Origin of the sequence: uncultured Lactobacillus sp., assembly GCF_948948975.1 — a bacterium.
Lineage (GTDB): Bacteria > Bacillota > Bacilli > Lactobacillales > Lactobacillaceae > Lactobacillus.
The window spans coordinates 32,859-52,924 of sequence record NZ_CARBVX010000015.1 but is presented as its reverse complement, the minus strand read 5'-3'; the positions used below and the strand labels follow the sequence as shown (position 1 = coordinate 52,924).

The window sequence follows — 20,066 nt, the reverse complement described above, 5'->3', positions numbered from 1 at the left end:
ACAAAGGACATCCAGACTGTTACCTGGAAGCCTTTGACAAATTGTGGCAAACTTTGCTGAATAATTGCCCAACTCATATTTTCCCTTCTTTCCAAAAATAAGTAACTGGTAGTATTATAGACTTACTTTAAATCAGTTGCAATAGATAAGTGCATTATTTTCTTATATAGTAGTATTCATTTTTGTTATAGTAAAAAACCTTGTGGCAATATTGCTATTACCACAAGGTTTTTCATACTTAATTCTTCTATTAATCTAAGAAGTCCTTTAATTGATTTGAACGGCTTGGGTGACGTAGTTTACGTAAAGCCTTAGCTTCAATCTGTCTGATACGTTCACGGGTTACTCCAAATACTTTACCAACTTCTTCTAGAGTACGAGTACGTCCATCATCAAGACCAAAACGTAAACGTAAAACATTCTCTTCACGATCAGTTAAAGTATCGAGTACTTCTTCAAGTTGTTCTTTTAACAATTCATATGACGCATGTTGTTCAGGACTAGTTGCGTCTTTATCTTCAATAAAGTCACCTAGGTGAGAATCATCTTCCTCACCAATTGGTGTTTCAAGAGATACGGGTTCTTGTGCAATCTTCAAGATTTCACGAACCTTATCAGTTGGCATATCCATTTCGGCACCAATTTCTTCTGGAGTTGGTTCTCTTCCCAAATCTTGCAAAAGTTGTCTTTGAATTCTAATCAACTTATTAATTGTTTCAACCATGTGAACTGGAATACGGATTGTTCTAGCTTGGTCGGCAATTGCACGAGTAATTGCTTGTCTAATCCACCAAGTTGCATAAGTTGAAAACTTAAATCCTAAGCGATAGTCGAATTTGTCAACGGCCTTCATCAAGCCCATGTTACCTTCTTGAATTAAATCTAAGAAGGACATACCACGACCAACATAACGTTTAGCTATAGAAACTACCAAACGTAAGTTAGCTTCAGCCAATTCTTGCTTAGCTTCCTCATCGCCTGATTCAATTCTCTTAGCTAAGGCAATTTCTTGATCGGCATTTAATAATGAAACACGTCCAATTTCCTTCAAATACATCCGGACTGGATCATTCATTCTTACGCTTGAAGGTGCTGACATATCTTTTAATTCAGCCTTCTCAACGTCTTTTTGCTTCTTTAAAGCTAATTTTGAAGGTTCACCATTTTCATCAACAACACTAATTCCCTTGTCTTCAAATTCTTGAACTAGTTGATCTACCGCTTTTCCTTGAAGATCATATGGCTTAATTAGTTGAGCAGTAAATTCTTTTTCAGTAATTTGTTTGTCTTTTTTAACTTCCTTAACAACTTCCTTGACCTTTTTATCAAGTGTCATTGTTGTTTCTTTGGTAGTCTTACTCTCTGCCATGTAAAAAAGCCCCCTCTAAAACTTCTTTCTTCTTAACGCAATTACTTTTTGCGCTATTTCAAGCTCTAAACTATTATCTTGTTTTCTTTGAGCATCCTTCAATTGATTAAGCAAATCATTTAATTGCCGATCAATCTTACTTTTTTCCAATGCCCGCAATTGATCATCTAATTCGCGCTTAGAATAATCTGGAGGCATTGAAATCATCTCCATATTAATAATTATACCTTGAAGTTCTTCAGGAATAAAATCAATGAAGCCAGTAACCTCTGCCTCTTCATGAGTCTGGTGATACTTTAACCAAAATTCTGCTAATTTTGCATAACGTTCATCGGGAAACAAGAATTGCTGACTCAATAAGTAATCCCTTGCTTCATCACTATGTATAAATAGGTAAAGCAGGCGATCAAGAGCAGGATTTCTTGTCTCAAGGTCAGTCCCTGCTTGCTCTTCTTTCGGCTCAGTAGGCTGATCTATTGGAAGTGATTTAGGAGCTTGATAAGTTTGCTGATGATTCCTTGCACGCTGTAATTTACGTCTTTCACGCACAAAAGTTACTTTTAATGATTCACGAGTAACTCCAGTTTGACGTGCTAATTTATCAAGATACAAATCTGCCGCAACTGGATCATTTAGGCCAGCAATCATCTGTACACTAGCCGTAATATATCCTAGCTTCTCTCGATCATTATGTAAATTATATTGATTAGCCAATCTTTCAAGTAGAAAATCCATTGAGCTAAGTGCACCAGCTACCTCAGCTTGATACTTTTCTACTCCATATTTCTTTACATACTCATCCGGATCGAGATTTTCGGGTAAAACAATTATTCCTAAGTTGAATCCCTGTACTTGCCCAAATAACTTCGTTGCTCTTTCAGCAGCATGAATGCCGGGCGCATCTCCATCATAGTTAATTAAGATATTGGGAGTGATTCGTCTCAGCATATATACTTGTTCCGTGGTTAAGCTTGTTCCCATCGAAGCAACACCAGACTGAATACCAGCCTTATAAGCAGCAATTACATCCATATATCCTTCGTAAAGAATCAAATGTTTTTCACTTCTTGCCGCTTTTTTTGCTTCAGCAAAGTGAAACAGTAATTTAGATTTATTAAAAATCTTTGTTTCTGGACTATTCATATATTTAGCAATAGTTTTATCATTACTAATTCGTCGCCCAGAAAATCCTACTGTATAACCTGATTCATCCCCTAATGGAAACATTAATCGATCACGAAAACGATCAAATAATTGTCCATCTTGTGACTCTACAAATAAACCACTTTCTCGCAGCTCAGCATCTGTATAACCTTCTTGGCGAAGATAAGTTAACAAAATTGTATCGTTATCAGGCGCATAGCCCACCTTAAAATGCTCTAATAGATCATTAGTTAATTCACGTTTTTGAGCATATTCAAGTGCTCTTTCACCAACTTTAGTTGTGAGCAAAATATGCTGGTAAAATTCTGTTGCCTGTCGATACATCTTCTTTAACGGGCTAATTGGCTTTACTGCTTCACCATAGCCATCTGGCATATGAAGATGAGCTAATTCAGCAACTTTTCTTACACTTTCAGGAAAAGTCAGATGATCCTGATACATTAAGAATTTAAATACGTTTCCACCTTTACCACATCCAAAGCATTTAAAAAACTGCTTTCCTTCATTAACGGTAAACGAAGGCGTTTTTTCTTGATGGAAAGGGCAAAGTCCTAAATAATCCTTACCTTTTTTTTCTAAAGAGACATATTGACTTATTACATCCACAATATCGATCGAGTTTCTAACTTCATCGATAAATTGTTCAGGAATACGTCCTGCCATCAATGGATCATCCCAATCAATTATTATTTAATTACTAATTTACTTAAGTCACCCATTCGATCAGCTAAATTATTAACCTTTAATAATTGAGCCAAACGATTATTCTTTACCTTTTCATCCTTATCAAGAATCATATTACTTTCAAAGTAATTATTAATTACAGGTTGTAATTCTACAAAACCTTTATAAAGATCGGCAATACTCAAATCATTATTTTCTTCTAATACATTTACGCCAACATATAATTCTTCTTCACTAACATCTTGGAAAAGACTTTCATCAATGTTATTAGCATTTCTATATTTTGCTTTCTTCAAAATATTAGTAATTCTAGTCAAACTTTCAACTACTGGTTTAAAGTCAGCGTCATCATGATGCATTTGCAGAGTCTTAGCAGCAGCCAAAATTTGAATTGGATCTTGTTGACTAGATGCAAGAACAGCATCAATTACATCATAGTCATATTTTTCAACTTGTAATTGTTGCTTTACACGATCACGAATAAAGTCGGCAATTTCATTTTCAGCTTCAGCATCCTTAGGTAGCTTAGCTGCGGTCTTACCTGATAGTAATTGAATTAATTCTGGTAAAACATCTTTAATAGGAAGTGACCAACCTTCGTTTAATAAGATTCTTACAATTCCGTATGCATTTCTTCTTAATGCATATGGATCATTAGATGAGGATGGGATCATACCTGCACCGAAGAAGGAAATGATTGTATCAAGTTTATCTGCAATTGAAAGTAAAGAACCTACAGTAGTAGTTGGTAATTCACCTTCAGCACTAGTTGGCATATAACTTTCTTTAATTGCTACACTAACATTTTCATCTTCACCAATTAAGCGGGCATAGTGCATTCCCATGACACCTTGTAATTCAGCGAATTCACCAACCATTGAAGTAACAAGGTCAAATTTGTAGATATCACTAACTCGGTCAAAGTCTTTCATTTCAGTATCTGAAACATTAAACTTCTTACCAAGGTAATCACCAATAATTTGAACACGTGCCATATGTTCAGCTACTGAACCAATCTTATCATGGAAAGAAACATTCTTAAGCTTATCAACGAAGTGAGCTAATGGGTACTTCTTATCTTCATCATAGAAGAATTGTGCATCATCTAAACGAGCAACAAGAACTTTTTCATTACCAGCGATGACATTGTCTAAGTATTCACTATTTCCATTTCTAACTGAAATGAAGTGATTAATTAATTTGCCGTTTTCATCATAGACTTCAAAATATCTTTGATTATCCTTCATTGAAGTAATTAATACTTCATCAGGGATGTTCAAGTATTTTTCATCAAAAGAACCAGCAAATACGGTTGGATATTCAACCAAATTAGTAACTTCTTCAAGTAAACCCTTGTCAATATTAACTTTCCAGTTATGTTGAGCAACAAGTTCTTGAATTTGGTTAAGAATCATACCCTTACGTTCATCAGCATTAGCAATTACGTATTGGCTCTTTAATGCTTCTTCATAATCATCAGCGTTAGCTAATACTACACTGTCGCCTAAGAAACGATGACCTTGAGTTTTACGACCAGCTACTACATCTAGTAACTTAACTGGCACTACTTCACTACCAAGTAAAGAAACCATCCAATGAATTGGACGAACAAATTCGAAGTCGTAGCTACCCCAGCGCATCTTAGTTGGGAAAGTCATTGCTTTAACAATATCACTCATTCCCATTAAGATATCAGAAGCTTTTTTACCTTCTTTTTGAACATGAACATAGGCATATTCAGTGCCCTTAAGCTCTTCAAAGTAAATGTCATCAGTAGTCATCCCTTGACCACGGACAAATCCTTGAGCAGCTTTTGTCCAATTGCCGTCTTTATCTTGCGCAATCTTCTTAGCTGGGCCCTTTTTCACTTCATCAATATCTTCTTGTTTTTCAGCTAAATCTTCAACTAAAATCGTTAAACGACGTGGAGTTGAATAAGTCTTAATATCTTTAAAGGATAACCCATTTTCCTTTAAATACTTTTTAGTACGATCAGCTAATTGCTTAACACTTTTAGAAACAACGTGAGCTGGCATTTCTTCAGTGCCAATTTCAAATAAATAATCTTTAGTCATTGTTTTGCCCCGCTTTCTTAGTTTCTTCTTGGTGCTTTAATAATGGGAAGCCACGTTTTTCACGCTCTTCAACAAATCCCTTAGCAGCAAGATGAGCTAAGTTTCTAATTCTTGATAAGTAACCCGCTCTTTCAGTAACTGAAACTGCACCGCGTGCATCAAGCAAGTTAAAGGTATGACTACATTTTAAGATGTAATCATAAGCTGGATGAATTAGATTTTGACTTAACAAGCGCTTAGCAGTAGCTTCGTAAATATCAAAGAACTTAAGTAATTGTTCTTGATCACTTTCTTCAAAAGCATACTTAGAATGTTCATATTCTGGTTGCTTAAAGATATCACGATACTTAACTCCATCGCCCCATTCAAGATCAAAGACTGAGTTTACATCTTGAATATAAGAAGCAAGACGTTCTACACCATAAGTAATTTCACTCATAGTTGGTTTAACATCAAGTTCCCCAACTACTTGGAAGTAAGTAAATTGAGAAACTTCCATTCCATCAAGCCATACTTCCCAACCAACACCGGCACAACCCATAGATGGGTTTGCCCAGTTATCTTCAACAAATCGAATATCGTGTTCAAGAGGTTCAATACCTAATACTCTTAAACTATCTAAATAGTATTGTTGAATGTCTTTTGGTGCAGGCTTAATAACTACTTGGAATTGGTGGTGTTGGTATAAACGATTAGGGTTATCACCATATCGACCATCGGCAGGTCTTCTTGAAGGTTCAACATAACAAGCTGCCCAAGGTTCTGGTCCAACAGCACGTAAAAATGTATATGGACTCATTGTCCCGGCACCTTTTTGTTCATCATATGAAGGCATAATCATACAACCTTTAGAGGCCCAGAACTGTTCCAATTTAAAAATCATATCCTGGATATTCAGTTTCTCTGACATTTATCTCTCTCCTCACAACATAGGCATAAAAAAAGCCTATGCAAAAATTGCATAGGGACGATTTACTTCGCGGTTCCACCCTAATTCAGGAAAATATTCTTCCTGCCCTTAATTAACAACTTTGACTAAAAGGTGCCTTTTCCCAAATGCACTTCCACCAGTCTGCACTCGCTGTATTGGTACTTTTCTATTCCTTTATAGTTGTCAAAATACGTATCTATTTTATCATCTTTTATAAAAAAAGACTAGTAAGAAAACCTCACTAGTCTTTAAACGAATATAAAAAGTCAACAGCTAAAAAAGCGCCAATTCATCAAGAAATTTTTTAGTTTTTAAATTAAGATCCAGATAGTTAACGTACATCCGATCGATCACCTTGCCAGAGTCCTTTTTTAATTGCGGATTAATTTTTATTTTCCCTAAACGATCAATATCAACTAAAGCTAGAGTACGAATCAAGGCTACTACTTTAGGATCTAGATGCATCCTTTGACTGACACTATTAAAGTGATCACTACAAATAATTCCACCTAATTCCATCGAGTAGTCAAACACACCTTGTACTTTACCACAAATTAGACAACGATCTAATTGGGGCGCTACTCCATATGCATTAAGCAACTTCAGTTGTACCATCTGGGTAATAATTGCCGCATCTTCTCCAGAATTTATCTTCAGCAACGCTTTCATAATCAAATCATAAAAACTTCCAATATCTTTATACTCAACAAAAGCATGGTCAAGCAAGTCTAAAACATAACTCGAATACGCATTCTTAGTTAAATCTAAATATAACTGGTCCAGCTGCTTTACATCCTTGAAAGTCCGCAGCGTACTGATTCCCTTCAAATTTGTATTTACAATATACTTTCCATAAGAGAAGTTAAGGGTTGCAGCTCCTAATCTGGACTTTGGTCTCAGTGCTCCTCTTACATCAATTGTAAAAATACCATGATCTTTAGTCATGATCTTGGTTAGAACATCAGCTTCTTTATATTTTTTTCTTTTAAAAATTAATCCTTGAACTTCACAAAGTTCACGTGCCATCTATCTTAATTCCTTAGCGTTGTAGCCAATAGATTTAAGAAAGGCAGGATCAGAACGCCAATTCTTTTGAACCTTAACCCATAGGCGTAAATTAACCTTTTCACCTAATAAAGCTTCAATTTCCCGACGTGCAGCAATTCCAATCTGCTTCAACATTTGACCTTTCTTGCCGATAATAATGCCCTTTTGACCGGGACGCTCAACATAAATTGTAGCCTCAACTTGAAGCTTGCCACCTTCATGATCCCGCATTCGGTCAACTACCACGGCCGTAGCATGCGGAACTTCTTCATGAGTGAGCTTCAAAACCTGCTCGCGAATTAATTCAGCTACAATAAAATATTCTGGACGGTCAGTCAATTGGTCTGCATCATAAAATTGTGGACCTTCTGGCAAATATTTAGCAATTGTTTTAATCAACTCGGAAACATTATTTCCTTGTGAAGCAGAAATTGGAACAATTTCAGCAAAATCGCCTAGATTCTTATATGAATCTATAATAGATAATAACTCATCTGGGTGGACTTTATCAATCTTATTTATCACTAAAAATACAGGCTTTTTAATTTTCTTAAGAAGTTCAGCAATATATTGGTCTCCCTTACCTGCTGGTTCAGGTTCAACCATAAATAAAACCACATCTACTTCATCTAAAGCAGAGTAACTTGACTTATCCATAAAGTCATCTAATTTATTTTTTGGCTTATGAATCCCAGGAGTATCAATAAAAACTATTTGCTCCTGATCATCAGTATAAATACCTGAAATTTTATTTCTAGTGGTTTGTGGTTGTGGTGACATAATTGCCACTTTTTGACCTACTAAATAATTCAAGAGAGTTGATTTACCCACATTAGGTCTACCAATTAAAGCTACAAAACCTGATTTAAAGTCTTTTTTTTCATCCATCATTGTTACATCCTTTTTATTTAAGTTTTAGTGAATTTGCTTTCCATGATTTTCTTGATCAGGATGAAGCGGAAGTCCATATTCACGTAAAACTTTACCTTGGATACCGAACATAACCTTGGCTTCATCATCTTCGATATGATCATAACCATTTAAGTGAAGGTATCCATGAACTAGTGTATATCCAAACTCCCGATTAAATCCAGTTTCATACTCTACACTATGTCTTTTGATGACTTCAGGGCAAAGAAATAAATCCCCAATATCTTCTACAAAATCAGGATCGTCACTAAAAGCACTCATAAAGTCTTCATCTAATCCATCTTCAATTGCAAAAGAGATTACATCAGTTGGACGATCTTTACCGCGGTATTTTTTATTAATTTCATGGATTTTTTTGGAAGAAACAAAGTTAATACTCATTTCTTGAGCATTCTCTTTATGAATTTCTTTTTTTGCTGATAATAATAAGTTGCTAATCCATGGAATCCAATCTTTATCGCTATCTTTTAAGAAATTAACTTCATCATTAAAAGAAATATCTAAATTATTCAACTCTTAGTGTCCCTCTTCTTCATATGCTCTAACAATTTTGGCCACAACGGGATGACGAACAACATCATTAAAAGTAAAGTTAATAAATTTTACTTGCTCAATATTCTGTAAAATATGTTCAGCTTGTAATAATCCACTCTTTGCTTTTCCTGGTAAGTCAATTTGGGTCTGGTCCCCATTGACAACCATTTTAGAATTAAATCCTAATCTTGTTAAAAACATCTTCATTTGTGCCTGTGTTGTATTTTGTGCTTCGTCTAGAATTACAAAAGCATCATCCAAAGTTCTACCGCGCATATATGCTAGAGGAGCTACTTCAATAACCCCGCGTTCCATTAAACGGTTGGTTGGTTCTACACCTAAAATAGCATATAAAGAATCATAGATTGGTCTTAAATATGGATCAACTTTTTCTTTTAAATCACCTGGAAGAAATCCTAATGATTCGCCTGCTTCTACTGCTGGCCTAGTTAAAATAATCCGGGACACTTCTCCTTTTTTAAAGGCAGCAATTGCCATAACTACGGCTAGGAAAGTCTTTCCTGTACCAGCTGGCCCAATTCCAAAAACGACATCATATTTTTGAATAGCCTCGATATAGCGTTTTTGTCCCATATTCTTAACGCGGACTGGACGACCTTTCGCATCCCTAATTAGAATTTTATTATATAATTCTCCAAAAAATTCTAAAGTTCCCTTATCTGCCATCTTAATTGCACTAACAACATCAGTTGCAGTAATAGTAACTCCACGGGTAACAACCTTATCCAAAGCAGTAAAAATTTGCATAATTTTCTTAACAATGCTTTCTTCTCCGGTTACTTCGATTTCACTACCAGTATCAGTTACCTGCACATCATAAGATTCTTCAATTAAACGCAAATTTGCATCGTTAATTCCAACTAAATTCATGATTGTTTCTGGTTTAGTTGGTGTAAATGTTGCTTCTATAGTTTGTCCCACTTAAAATCCTCCGTCTAATAAAAGCTATTAGTTAAGCTTTTTACCAACAATTGAAGAAGCGGCTTTACCATCAGCCTTACCTTTAATTTTTGGCATTAATGCTTGCATAACTTTACCAAAGTCTTTTTTAGAACTTGCTCCAACTTCTTTAATTGTTTCTTCAACAGTTGCTTCAAGTTCTTCCTTAGACATTTGCTTTGGCATGTATTCTTCAATTAATTTCATTTCATTCTTTGTTTGATTAATTAAATCATCTCTGCCAGCCTTAGTAAATTCTTCTAAAGATTCTTTACGTTGCTTAAGAGCGCTGGACAAAACTGTTAATTCATCATCACTAGTTAGATCATGTCCCACTTTAATTTTATAATTCATTACTGCAGCCTTAAGCGAGCGAATTGTAGTTAAAGCTTCCTTATCTTTGGCTTTCATAGCTGTTTTCATATCTTGCATTAAAGTATCATTTAGTGACATTGTATTTAATTCTCCTCTTTAATCAAAACTTACACAGTCTATTTTAAACTTTTTATATAAAAAAAGCTCTTGATAGAAGATTTTTCTACCAGGAGCTTTTTCTATATTAATAATGTCTACGCTTACGAGCAGCTTCGGATTTTAACTTTCTCTTAACGCTTGGTTTTTCGTAGAATTCACGCTTGCGGTATTCTTGCAAGGTACCACTTCTAGAAACGGAACGTTTGAAACGACGAAGAGCATCATCAATAGACTCGTTTTCGTGAACGATTGTCTTAGCCATGTGAGATCCCTCCTTCCATTTCTTGGCACACAAATATGTGCCACAACAATATAGTTAAATTATAGCTAAACGAGAAAAAACGGTCAATAGTCGATTAACATTTTTCTTACTTATTTTGGTATAATTTAGATAAATAATGAGGTGAAATATATGACTGAAGAAAAAAAAGAAAATCAAAAAATTGTTAATCTAATTATTATTTCTGACTCTGTAGGTGATACAGCTTTCAATATGGTCCAAGCTGGTGCGGTACAATATCCAAATGTTAAGTTTAACTACCGGCGCTATCCTTTTATTACAAATCGAGAAAAGCTAGAAAAAGTTTTTAGTGAAATCACAGAATTTGAAAACGTATTAATTGCCTTTACCTTGATTCACGAAGATGAACAATTGGCTGTAATTAAATTTGCACGTGAACATAATATGAAATACGTCGACTTACTTTCTGGCGTAATTGACAACATTCATGCTTTAACTGGTGAAGAACCTAAACATGAAATCGGTGCTGTTCACCATATGGGTCAAAATTACTTTGATAGAATTTCCGCAATGGAATTTGCTGTTATGTATGATGACGGAAAAGATCCAAAAGGTTTCTTAGAAGCTGACGTTGTTTTACTTGGTGTTTCTAGAACTTCTAAGACTCCACTTTCTTTATTCTTAGCTAACAAGAATCTTAAGGTCGCTAATTTACCACTTGTGCCTCAAACCCATATTCCAGATGAGATTTATAAGATTAATCCTAAGAAAATCATTGGTTTAACAAATGATCCATCCGTTTTGAATGAAATCAGACGTCAAAGAATGATAGCCTATGGCTTAAATCCAGATACAACTTATTCTAATATGGATTCTATCAATGCAGAACTTGAAGCAGCCAATAAACTTTATAAGAAACTTGGTTGCTATGTAATTAACGTTGCTCATCGTTCAATTGAAGAAACAGCAGCACTAATTTTAGAACACCTCGGTATTGATGACTACGCTAAGTAACAAATAAAATTAAACATTTTAAAAAGATCTTTCATTAAATTTTGAAAGATCTTTTTTTGCTTCTATTTATTTTATTTTTTATCATATCCAAAATATTTTTTAGCTTGATCACTCATCTTTTCTGGACTCCAAACTGGGTACCAAACGAACTCAACATCAACATTTTTGACTTCAGGAACCTTCATAACTGCTGTAGTAACCAATTCAATTAATACTTCTGTTAAAGGACAAGCTGGAGTGGTTAAAGTCATATTAATCAAACAAATTCCACCTTCATCTAAATCAAGCTCGTAGACTAGTCCTAGATTAACAATATCTACTCCTAACTCTGGGTCTATGACAGTTGCTAGTTGATTGATAATATTTTGCTTAATTTCTTCACTAGTCCGCATTTTAAACATCTTTTCCAAAAATTCTAGCCTTAATAGCCTGTCCTGTTGGAGTGCCTGCTAATCCCCCAATACCAGTTTCTCTTAATGATACTGGCATTTGATGACCCACTTTTTTCATAGCATCAATACATTCATCAGCCGGAATAACACTGGTACATCCAGCTAGTGCCATATCAGCCGCAATTAGTGCGTTGCCTGCTCCAATGGCATTTCTTTTTACACAGGGTACTTCTACTAGTCCTGCTATTGGATCACACACTAATCCTAATAAATTAGACATCGCAATCGCCAAAGCTTGGGAGCTTTGCGTAGGTGTACCACCAGCTATTTCTACAGCCGCTGATGCGCCCATTGCGGATGCTGAACCGACTTCTGCTTGGCATCCGCCGGTTGCCCCAGCAATTTCCGCATTATTTCCAATAACTAATCCCATTCCTCCTGCAGTAAAGAGAAAGCGAATCATTTGCTCTTCATTTAAGTTGAGCTTTTTTTCAAGCATAAATAAAATACCTGGAAGTGTGCCAGAAGAGCCAGCTGTTGGGGTTGCACAAATGACGCCCATCGCAGCATTTACTTCATTTGTCGCTACGGCATTTTGCACAGCTTCCATCATAAAATCACCAGAAAGAGTATGTCCTTTTTCACGATAATTCTTTATTTTAATCGCTTCACCACCTGTTAAGCCAGTATGAGAAAATACTCCTTTACCACTACTTCCTTTACTAACTGCAGCTCGCATGGTTTCAAGATTATATTTCATTTTAGTCCATACTTTTTCTCTAGATAGACCTGATAATTTGCATTCTTGCTCAATTATTAATTCTGAAATAGGCTTTTCTGTTTTTTCAGCGTCTGCAACAATTTCTTTAATATGATTGTACATTAGTTTCTCATTTCATAAATAAACAATGTTTTTATATTTTTTCTTGAGTTCTCCAATTAAAGAAGGCTTAAAATAGTTTTGAATATCATATTCATAGATGTAATAGTCAGGACTTTTATATATTCTACTCTCATTAAAGGGTGCCTTTTGTTGTAAAAAGGAAGTTAAGGATCTTTGATTTTTTATTTTTCTTTCTGGATCAATCAATAGAACAATGGGCAACGTACCGCTTGGCTCAACCACAATATCATGGATTACTAAGCGTCGAATTTCTATTGCCCCACCACCAATAGAACAGCCTGCCAACTGAACTTTTTTATGACCATCAGTCATATCTAAAATCGCTGTATTCGGGTGATGAATGGGGCTTTCTCCCTTTTCCTCTACAAATCTAATATCAATACCGCGCTTACGTGCAATTTCTGGAGCTTTTGGTACTCGTAAGTCAGAAGTGGTAAAGCCCAAAATCCCAGCGGCAATTGCATAATCAGTACCATGTCCACGATGAGTTTGAGCAAAAGAACCATAATAATGAACAGTAACCTTTTTAGGAATTCCTCCAAAAAGCTTATTCCCTTCTCTACCAATTGCTACTGCACCAGCTGTATGTGAACTAGAGGGTCCAATCATAACTGGACCAATGATATCAAAAACACTTTTAAAACGATTTTCCATCTTAGATTCCCTACATAAAAATATTTTTAAAGAAAAACGACCATTTCCTTTGTTGTATAAAGTGAAATAATCGTTTTCTAGTAACATCTAAACTGGCGTCTGTTCCTTGAATCTTCCATATACCTTCGAAACTTCGCTTAAACTCATGAAGGCATAAGGATCATGGTTTAAGACAATATTATAAATGTCATACATATCATATTTATCAATTACCATTAATAAGACTGTCTTTTCAGTATGACTATACGCACCCTCGGCATCATGCAGAATAGTAATTCCACGATGCATTTTAGCCTGAATTCCATCAATAATATGTTTAGGATGTTCTGTTACAATTAATACCTGCATCTTTTGATGTTGATTATAGACAGCATCTATTACCTTCCCATTGACAAAGATATTCAAAGCTGTATATAGAGCTCGAGTCCATCCAAATACAAAACCAGCACATATTACGATAATTAGGTTAAAAAAGATATTTATTTGACCAAAACTTTTACCAGTTTTCTTTCGCAAAATAATCCCTAAGACATCTAATCCACCGGTAGAGATACCAGATTTTAAAGCGATCCCAGTACCAACACCATTAATTACCCCACCAAAAATTGCACAAATAATTGGATCATAGCTCATCTTAATTGGAGCAATAATTTTCATCATGATAGATGCCAATAAAACTGCAATTAAAGTAAAAATCGTAAAGCGATGGCCAATTTTAAACCATCCTAGAATAAACAATGGAATATTTAATACAAAATACATCACTGATGTCGCTAATGTAAATGGTAAATATCGTTCTGATACAGACTGTAAAATTTGGGCAAAACCAGTAATTCCAGAAGCATAAATTTTACCAGGTTGCCAGAAAAAGTTTAAGGCGATAGCAACGGCTAAAGCATAAAACAAAGCTGCTGATAACTTTGAAATTAAAATATGACGCCGCGAAAGCCTTTCTAATGTACTCATAATTTTCCTCTTTTACTATGTTCATAACGTATCTAGTGTAAAGATATTTATAGTTAAAAACAAGTCTATTTTTTCCAATGTTTTTTGATAAATTGTTCTCTCCCTCCGGCCTCTTCTAAAGCATACCGTGCTGGATCTTTTTTATAGAAATCTTGATGGTAATCTTCAGCCAAATAGAAAGGCTTTGCTGGTTCAATACGGGTTACAATTGGATCTGAAAACTTATTTGAATCTGCTAAAGATTTACGTGATTGCTCAGCAATTTCTTTTTGTTCAGGTGAATTATAGTAAATCACTGGTTGATATTGACTGCCGCGATCTTGAAATTGTCCCATAGCATCAGTTGGATCAGTAACTTGCCAATAAATATTAACTAAATCCTCATAAGATAGTTTATTTGGATCATAAGTAATGCGAACCGCCTCAGTATGCCCAGTTAATCCCGTACAAACTTGTTCGTAAGTAGGGTTAGGCACGACTCCACCGGTATAACCTGATTCGACCTTTATGACACCAGGATATGTATCGAAAGGAGCAACCATGCACCAGAAACAACCGCCAGCAAAGATAGCTGTGTCATACTGCGTTTTTTCATTGTTATCAAGGGATTTAACGTCTTTCATTTTATTAGCACTTCTTTCTAAATTTGAATAATTATGGATTACTTTCACTATATTTCCACTAACTTTCTAAAAAATCAATGTTTATCAAAATTGTGGTACTTTTGTGGTACTTTTAGAAAAATTATTTTTCTATTTATATTATTGACTAAGCTTTATTTCTTGTACAAGAAAAGTCACTTTAGAACTAATATTCTGAAGTGACTTCTTTTTTATATTACTTACTTTCCTTTAACTTTGCTCTTCTTTCTATTATATAGGACTCTATATTTTTTAAATCTTCTTCCGTAGCCGACTTAAGAATAAAGTTCTTTGTAGTGGATCGTTTAACTATGTAGTTCTTTCTATCTTTATTATGTTCATCCCATTTTTTATTAGCTTTTTTTCTAGCTTCTGTTAGTTTAACCATTAAATATCATCTTTCTAATTAAACATAAAACAAATCTAAGTGATATTAGATATTGCTATGATAACAGATTTATAATTTCTTTCTTAGTCATAATATTTAGTTTTATAGCTATCACTGCTGTTAAGTGCATCGATTATAGCCGGCGTTTATATTAAATCTATTTTCAAAACAACACTTTACATAATTATATTAACGTAATAAATATAAATTTATTTTATCTGCAAAAGAATAAAAAAATCCATCTCTCGATTATATAAAATCAAAAGATGGATTTTAAATAAAACTAATTTTCATAAATATCATTAAGCGCTTTTTCAAATTCAGGAAGCCAGCTCAACTTATATCCAGCACGAGTGGGATGAATATCGTCAACCATATAGAGATGACGGTCTTTTTCATTGTAATCAAAGCGCTTGTCATCCCACATATTAAGAAACTTAAATTTCCATTTCTTTTGTAACTCTTTTGTTGCTTCTACTAATTCACCATATTTTTCAGAATCAAAAGATGGATTAGAATAAATCAAAACAGGACAATTCCAAGTCTTTTTAACATATTCTAAAATGAATTCAATTGCCCCAATACTAGTTGTAATATCATATTTGTCACTTTCACTAATTTTACCTAAAGGAATGTCAGCTTTAGCATCATTAGTTGAAAGTTGCAAAACAAACGCACTTATATTTTCTAAAATTGGAAGTTTCTCCAAACGTGCTACATAAGAATCATCACCATTTTCTGCTAAGGTTGTTCCGGAAACAGCTTCTTTAAATGGGTAAATCCCATCTTTTTTTCTTAAATAATCTACGAATGATTCACTCAAGGCACCTGCACCATAAGTAACAGAACTTCCTAAAAAGGCAATCTGTTTATCTACAAGCTTACTATTAGTAGACTGTGTCCCACTTACACTGTATTCAACCTGATTACCAGAGGCTTTAACTATCTTTGTCAAAAAGTCTTCATGTTGACCAGCAAACTCTAATAATTCAGGAATATTTTCTTCTGGAATCTTCAAATTATCAAAAACTTGTATTAAATTCATGATCCTATTCCTCAAATATTTTTTTATATTGATTATAGCCTTCCTCTTCTAGCTTATCATATGGAATGAATTTTAAGGAAGCAGAATTAATACAATATCTTAATCCTCCCTGATCGACTGGTCCATCAGTAAAAACATGACCTAAGTGGGAATCAGCAATGGGGCTTTTCACTTCTGTTCGTTCCATTCCATGGGATTGATCCCGTCTATAACTTAATTTTTTTATTGGTTTAGTAAAACTTGGCCAACCACATCCTGCATCATATTTATCTTGACTTGAAAAAAGTGGTTCACCGGAAACTACATCGACATAAATTCCTTTTTGATTAAAATCATTATATTTTCCACTAAAAGGCATTTCAGTTGCTGCATGTTGTGTAACTTCATATTGCTCAGAATTTAATTTTTTAAGAGCTTCTTTTTTATCAAACATTTTTTCACCTTCTAAAATTAAAGATACCAAATTTTAACATAAAAATGTTGTCTCATGATTTTTGTTTCTATACAATAATCTATAATATTAGAGGGGGATTTTTTATGCCAAAATTAGCAAATGATTTATCACTTACAAAAAATACACGACTAAATTCTTTAGGACCTTCAAAAATTAGAGCCTTTGATGAAAAAGCGTCTCAAATCCCAGGAATTATTAAATTAACGATTGGAGAACCAGATTTAAATACACCAGATCATGTTAAAGATGCAGCTATTGCTGATATTAAAGCAAATGACTCGCATTATGCACCACAAGCCGGTAAACCTGAGTTATTAGAAGCTATTAGCAACTACCTTGATCGTAGTCTTGACGTTAAATACGATTCAAAAACTGAAATTTGCGTTACAGTTGGAGCTACTGGTGCTTTAAATGATGTATTCATGTCAATTTTAAATCCAGGTGATAAAATTTTAGTTCCTACTCCAGTATGGGCTTTATATTTTCAATTAATTAAATTAACGGGAGCTATCCCAGTCCAAATTGATACTTCAAAAGATGATTTTATCCTGACTCCTGAACATCTTGAGACAGTACTACAAAATGAAGGAAAAGGCGCTAAAGCAATCATTTTAACTGATCCATCTAACCCGACAGGTCGTGTTTATCCAGCAGCCACTTTAAAGGCACTTGCAGAAGTTATTGCCAAGTACCATCTCTTCTCGGTTACAGACGAAATATATGGTGAATTGGTTTACGATAATAATGTTCATCACTCTTTATCTCAATATATTCCTGAGCGCAACATTCTAATTTCAGGGCTTTCAAAAGCATACGCAATGACAGGTTGGCGTCTAGGATATATTGCAGCTCCTGCAGATATTATGAAAACCATTCAAAAAGTAAATGCATTTCTTGTTACCTCTGTAACGGATAATGTTCAAGCTGCTGCAATTGAAGCCTTAAATAATGGACAAAATGATCCACTTGAATCACGTCAGATTTACGAAGACCGCTTAAAGTTTATGAAGGCTGGACTAGAAAAATTAGGCTTTGAAATGTCTACTCCTCAAGGAGCTTTCTATATATTTGCTAAGATTCCAGACGCATTTGGTACCGATGATGAAGCCTTTGCTAATGAATTGGCTACTAAGGCCAAAGTTGGTGTGACACCAGGGCGCTATTTCGGTAAAGGCGGCCAAGGATATGTTAGAATGTCTTATGCTTCTTCAACAGAACAATTACAAGAAGCCTTAAAACGAATTGCAAAATTTGTTGAAAATATTTAAATAAATAAAAAAATTGCATTACCTACTTTAAAAGTTAGGTAATGCAATTTTTTGTTATTCAATTTTTTTAACTAAGATTATTCATCCCAAGTTGAATTCTTATCAGCATCTTCTTGAGCTTCTTTTTCAAGACGTTGTTCAGTTTCCTTAACACTGTCTTCATATTGCTTTTCAACTTCAATACCAATATCCGTTAATTGCTTATCAGCAACTGGAGCTGGAGCATGCATCATTGGCTCAGAAGCAGAAGCATTCTTTGGAAAGGCAGTAACGTCACGAATGTTGTCCTTACCTGCTAACATCATAGCTAATCGATCAAGACCAATAGCAAGACCAGCATGTGGTGGGAATCCCATATCTAAAGCATCCATTAAGTAACCAAATTGTTCATAAGCACGCTTCTTAGTGAAACCTAAAGCCTTAAACATCTTTTCTTGAATTGAACGTTTGTGGATACGGATTGATCCACCACCCATTTCATCTCCGTTCATAACAATATCGTATGAACGTGCATGAGCTTTATGAGGATCAGTATCTAACAACTTAATACCTTCATCATCTGGCATAGTGAATGGGTGGTGAGCAGCAATCCAGCGACCTAAACCTTCATCATACTCAAACAATGGCCAGTCAACTACCCATACAAAGTCAAAGACACCTTCTGGAATAATACCAGTTTCATGAGCAAATTCACGACGTAGATGATCAAGTGAATCAGTAACAACCTTCCACTTGTCAGCAACAATAACGATTAATTCGCCGCCTTCAAGATCAAATTCTTTCTTCAAAGCTTCCTTGTTTTCATCAGTTAAGAAACGAGCAATAGGTCCTGAAAATTCGCCATCTTCATATTTAACCCAAGCTAAACCTTTAGCATTGTAGCGCTTGATGTAGTCTTGTTTTTCTTCAATCTTCTTACGTGAATATTCTTTAGCACCATTCTTAACAGCAATACCTTTAACTACACCGCCATTAGCAATTGCACCAGAAAATACCTTAAAGTCACTATCTTTAAAGATTGGGCTTAAGTCATGAAGGTACATTTCATAACGAGTATCAGGTTTGTCAGAACCATACTTGTTCATTGCTTCGTCCCAAGTAATACGCTTGATTGGCGTCTTTAAATCAATGTTCATAACATCTTTCATAATCTTCTTTAAAAGACCTTCAGTATAGTCTTGAACACCTTGTTCATCTAAGAAAGAAGTTTCCATATCGATTTGAGTAAATTCTGGTTGACGGTCACCACGTAAGTCTTCGTCACGGAAACAACGAGCTAATTGATAGTACTTATCAAAACCAGCACCCATTAATAATTGTTTAAATAATTGTGGTGATTGTGGCAAAGCATAGAAACTACCTGGGTAAATTCTTGAAGGAACTAAGTAGTCACGAGCACCTTCAGGAGATGATTTACCTAAAATTGGAGTTTCAATATCAATAAAGCCTTGTTCATCGAAGTATTCGTGAACTGCCTTCAAAATCTTTGAACGTAAAATAATTGCTCTTTGAAGAGTTGGACGACGTAAATCAAGGTAGCGGTACTTCAAACGAGTTTGTTCTGCCGCATTAATATCATTCTTAATTTCAAATGGTGGCACTTTTGATTTATTTAATACGTCAATTTCAGTAGCATCTACTTCAACTTCACCAGTCTTCATTTCTGGGTTTACACTTGAACGCTTAACTACTTTTCCCTTTACTTCAATTACATCTTCATTATTTAATGAATCAGCAATTTCCATTAACTTTTCACCGGAATCTTTGTTAACAACAACTTGTACGATTCCTTCACGGTCACGAAGGTCAATGAAAACTAAGTTTCCTAAATTACGAACACGTTGAACCCAACCATAAAGGGTTACTTCTTGTCCTTCGTATTTGCTAGTAATATTGCCAGCATAATCAGTTCTTTTGTCCATATGTTCCAT

The 20,066-nt window shown here is 34.8% G+C and carries 21 protein-coding genes; 2 read left to right on the top strand and 19 right to left on the bottom strand.

Features of this window, described 5'->3' with window-relative positions; genetic code table 11:
• Nucleotides 1-250: 250 nt before the first annotated feature.
• The 10 genes from rpoD to rpsU form a co-directional block, all read right to left on the bottom strand.
• The gene (gene rpoD / locus Q9R40_RS07085) at nucleotides 251-1,369 is read right to left on the bottom strand and encodes an RNA polymerase sigma factor RpoD (protein ID WP_304677005.1); all 1,119 of its coding nucleotides are present in this window, start codon (nucleotides 1,367-1,369) and stop codon (nucleotides 251-253) included.
• A 15-nt stretch (nucleotides 1,370-1,384) separates the two neighbouring features.
• On the bottom strand, nucleotides 1,385-3,196 hold the full coding sequence (gene dnaG, locus Q9R40_RS07080) for a DNA primase (RefSeq protein WP_304677004.1): 1,812 nt from the start codon (nucleotides 3,194-3,196) through the stop codon (nucleotides 1,385-1,387).
• Between the two features lie 23 nt (nucleotides 3,197-3,219).
• Nucleotides 3,220-5,292, bottom strand: coding sequence for a glycine--tRNA ligase subunit beta (glyS, locus tag Q9R40_RS07075; protein WP_297939760.1), 2,073 nt, complete (start codon nucleotides 5,290-5,292; stop codon nucleotides 3,220-3,222).
• Complete coding sequence (glyQ, locus tag Q9R40_RS07070; protein WP_004895097.1) at nucleotides 5,285-6,202, bottom strand: glycine--tRNA ligase subunit alpha; 918 nt, start codon at nucleotides 6,200-6,202, stop codon at nucleotides 5,285-5,287. Before glyQ ends, glyS begins: the two co-directional genes overlap by 8 nt.
• Nucleotides 6,203-6,496: 294 nt before the next feature.
• Nucleotides 6,497-7,249 carry a DNA repair protein RecO gene (gene recO / locus Q9R40_RS07065; RefSeq protein ID WP_304677003.1) on the bottom strand — a complete coding sequence of 251 codons (753 nt, stop codon included), beginning with the start codon at nucleotides 7,247-7,249 and terminating at the stop codon, nucleotides 6,497-6,499.
• A complete protein-coding gene (era, locus tag Q9R40_RS07060) occupies nucleotides 7,250-8,161 on the bottom strand; it encodes a GTPase Era (RefSeq protein WP_172475804.1) in 912 nt (303 codons plus the stop codon).
• A 24-nt stretch (nucleotides 8,162-8,185) separates the two neighbouring features.
• Complete coding sequence (gene ybeY, locus Q9R40_RS07055) at nucleotides 8,186-8,713, bottom strand: rRNA maturation RNase YbeY (protein WP_304677002.1); 528 nt, start codon at nucleotides 8,711-8,713, stop codon at nucleotides 8,186-8,188.
• Between the two features lie 3 nt (nucleotides 8,714-8,716).
• Nucleotides 8,717-9,625 (bottom strand): PhoH family protein, encoded by a 909-nt coding sequence (locus tag Q9R40_RS07050; protein ID WP_044496752.1) that lies wholly within the window; start codon nucleotides 9,623-9,625, stop codon nucleotides 8,717-8,719.
• Nucleotides 9,626-9,703: 78 nt separating this feature from the next.
• On the bottom strand, nucleotides 9,704-10,147 hold the full coding sequence (locus tag Q9R40_RS07045) for a GatB/YqeY domain-containing protein (protein ID WP_304677001.1): 444 nt from the start codon (nucleotides 10,145-10,147) through the stop codon (nucleotides 9,704-9,706).
• A gap of 106 nt (nucleotides 10,148-10,253) precedes the next feature.
• A complete protein-coding gene (rpsU, locus tag Q9R40_RS07040) occupies nucleotides 10,254-10,430 on the bottom strand; it encodes a 30S ribosomal protein S21 (protein ID WP_003647180.1) in 177 nt (58 codons plus the stop codon).
• Nucleotides 10,431-10,580: 150 nt separating this feature from the next.
• On the opposite strand from rpsU, the gene Q9R40_RS07035 reads away from it, so the two are divergent.
• Nucleotides 10,581-11,423, top strand: coding sequence for a pyruvate, water dikinase regulatory protein (locus Q9R40_RS07035; RefSeq protein ID WP_004897193.1), 843 nt, complete (start codon nucleotides 10,581-10,583; stop codon nucleotides 11,421-11,423).
• 71 nt (nucleotides 11,424-11,494) lie between these two features.
• Here the strand turns inward: Q9R40_RS07035 and Q9R40_RS07030 are convergent, their stop codons facing one another.
• The 8 genes from Q9R40_RS07030 to msrB all read right to left on the bottom strand — a co-directional run bounded on the left by Q9R40_RS07030 (nucleotide 11,495) and on the right by msrB (nucleotide 16,846).
• A complete protein-coding gene (locus Q9R40_RS07030; protein ID WP_300593809.1) occupies nucleotides 11,495-11,815 on the bottom strand; it encodes a metal-sulfur cluster assembly factor in 321 nt (106 codons plus the stop codon).
• A gap of 1 nt (nucleotide 11,816) precedes the next feature.
• Complete coding sequence (gene sdaAA, locus Q9R40_RS07025) at nucleotides 11,817-12,698, bottom strand: L-serine ammonia-lyase, iron-sulfur-dependent, subunit alpha (RefSeq protein WP_304677000.1); 882 nt, start codon at nucleotides 12,696-12,698, stop codon at nucleotides 11,817-11,819.
• Between the two features lie 12 nt (nucleotides 12,699-12,710).
• Entirely contained in the window at nucleotides 12,711-13,373 is a 663-nt protein-coding gene (locus tag Q9R40_RS07020; protein ID WP_304676999.1) for a serine dehydratase beta chain, read from the bottom strand.
• An 87-nt stretch (nucleotides 13,374-13,460) separates the two neighbouring features.
• Entirely contained in the window at nucleotides 13,461-14,339 is an 879-nt protein-coding gene (locus tag Q9R40_RS07015) for a YitT family protein (protein ID WP_300593748.1), read from the bottom strand.
• 65 nt (nucleotides 14,340-14,404) lie between these two features.
• Nucleotides 14,405-14,962, bottom strand: coding sequence for a peptide-methionine (S)-S-oxide reductase MsrA (gene msrA / locus Q9R40_RS07010; protein WP_300593745.1), 558 nt, complete (start codon nucleotides 14,960-14,962; stop codon nucleotides 14,405-14,407).
• A 214-nt stretch (nucleotides 14,963-15,176) separates the two neighbouring features.
• The gene (locus Q9R40_RS07005; RefSeq protein ID WP_300593742.1) at nucleotides 15,177-15,368 is read right to left on the bottom strand and encodes a hypothetical protein; all 192 of its coding nucleotides are present in this window, start codon (nucleotides 15,366-15,368) and stop codon (nucleotides 15,177-15,179) included.
• Nucleotides 15,369-15,651: 283 nt separating this feature from the next.
• On the bottom strand, nucleotides 15,652-16,413 hold the full coding sequence (locus Q9R40_RS07000; RefSeq protein ID WP_304676998.1) for an SGNH/GDSL hydrolase family protein: 762 nt from the start codon (nucleotides 16,411-16,413) through the stop codon (nucleotides 15,652-15,654).
• Nucleotides 16,414-16,417: 4 nt separating this feature from the next.
• Complete coding sequence (gene msrB / locus Q9R40_RS06995) at nucleotides 16,418-16,846, bottom strand: peptide-methionine (R)-S-oxide reductase MsrB (protein ID WP_300594657.1); 429 nt, start codon at nucleotides 16,844-16,846, stop codon at nucleotides 16,418-16,420.
• 104 nt (nucleotides 16,847-16,950) lie between these two features.
• On the opposite strand from msrB, the gene Q9R40_RS06990 reads away from it, so the two are divergent.
• Nucleotides 16,951-18,135: an aminotransferase class I/II-fold pyridoxal phosphate-dependent enzyme gene (locus tag Q9R40_RS06990; RefSeq protein ID WP_304676997.1), complete on the top strand. Its 1,185-nt coding sequence runs from the start codon at nucleotides 16,951-16,953 to the stop codon at nucleotides 18,133-18,135.
• Between the two features lie 77 nt (nucleotides 18,136-18,212).
• On the opposite strand, the gene aspS is transcribed toward Q9R40_RS06990, so the two are convergent.
• The gene (aspS, locus tag Q9R40_RS06985) at nucleotides 18,213-20,066 is read right to left on the bottom strand and encodes an aspartate--tRNA ligase (RefSeq protein ID WP_304676996.1); all 1,854 of its coding nucleotides are present in this window, start codon (nucleotides 20,064-20,066) and stop codon (nucleotides 18,213-18,215) included.

Bases quoted from the DNA above. Each gene is read 5' to 3' on its own strand.
- rpoD (WP_304677005.1), bottom strand. From the start codon at position 1,369: ATGGCAGAGAGTAAGACTACCAAAGAAACAACAATGACACTTGATAAA.
- dnaG (WP_304677004.1), bottom strand. From the start codon at position 3,196: ATGGCAGGACGTATTCCTGAACAATTTATCGATGAAGTTAGAAACTCG.
- glyS (WP_297939760.1), bottom strand. From the start codon at position 5,292: ATGACTAAAGATTATTTATTTGAAATTGGCACTGAAGAAATGCCAGCT.
- glyQ (WP_004895097.1), bottom strand. From the start codon at position 6,202: ATGTCAGAGAAACTGAATATCCAGGATATGATTTTTAAATTGGAACAG.
- recO (WP_304677003.1), bottom strand. From the start codon at position 7,249: ATGGCACGTGAACTTTGTGAAGTTCAAGGATTAATTTTTAAAAGAAAA.
- era (WP_172475804.1), bottom strand. From the start codon at position 8,161: ATGATGGATGAAAAAAAAGACTTTAAATCAGGTTTTGTAGCTTTAATT.
- Q9R40_RS07050 (WP_044496752.1), bottom strand. From the start codon at position 9,625: ATGAATTTAGTTGGAATTAACGATGCAAATTTGCGTTTAATTGAAGAA.
- Q9R40_RS07045 (WP_304677001.1), bottom strand. From the start codon at position 10,147: ATGTCACTAAATGATACTTTAATGCAAGATATGAAAACAGCTATGAAA.
- rpsU (WP_003647180.1), bottom strand. From the start codon at position 10,430: ATGGCTAAGACAATCGTTCACGAAAACGAGTCTATTGATGATGCTCTT.
- Q9R40_RS07035 (WP_004897193.1), top strand. From the start codon at position 10,581: ATGACTGAAGAAAAAAAAGAAAATCAAAAAATTGTTAATCTAATTATT.
- Q9R40_RS07030 (WP_300593809.1), bottom strand. From the start codon at position 11,815: ATGCGGACTAGTGAAGAAATTAAGCAAAATATTATCAATCAACTAGCA.
- sdaAA (WP_304677000.1), bottom strand. From the start codon at position 12,698: ATGTACAATCATATTAAAGAAATTGTTGCAGACGCTGAAAAAACAGAA.
- Q9R40_RS07020 (WP_304676999.1), bottom strand. From the start codon at position 13,373: ATGGAAAATCGTTTTAAAAGTGTTTTTGATATCATTGGTCCAGTTATG.
- Q9R40_RS07015 (WP_300593748.1), bottom strand. From the start codon at position 14,339: ATGAGTACATTAGAAAGGCTTTCGCGGCGTCATATTTTAATTTCAAAG.
- msrA (WP_300593745.1), bottom strand. From the start codon at position 14,962: ATGAAAGACGTTAAATCCCTTGATAACAATGAAAAAACGCAGTATGAC.
- Q9R40_RS07005 (WP_300593742.1), bottom strand. From the start codon at position 15,368: ATGGTTAAACTAACAGAAGCTAGAAAAAAAGCTAATAAAAAATGGGAT.
- Q9R40_RS07000 (WP_304676998.1), bottom strand. From the start codon at position 16,413: ATGAATTTAATACAAGTTTTTGATAATTTGAAGATTCCAGAAGAAAAT.
- msrB (WP_300594657.1), bottom strand. From the start codon at position 16,846: ATGTTTGATAAAAAAGAAGCTCTTAAAAAATTAAATTCTGAGCAATAT.
- Q9R40_RS06990 (WP_304676997.1), top strand. From the start codon at position 16,951: ATGCCAAAATTAGCAAATGATTTATCACTTACAAAAAATACACGACTA.
- aspS (WP_304676996.1), bottom strand. From the start codon at position 20,066: ATGGAACATATGGACAAAAGAACTGATTATGCTGGCAATATTACTAGC.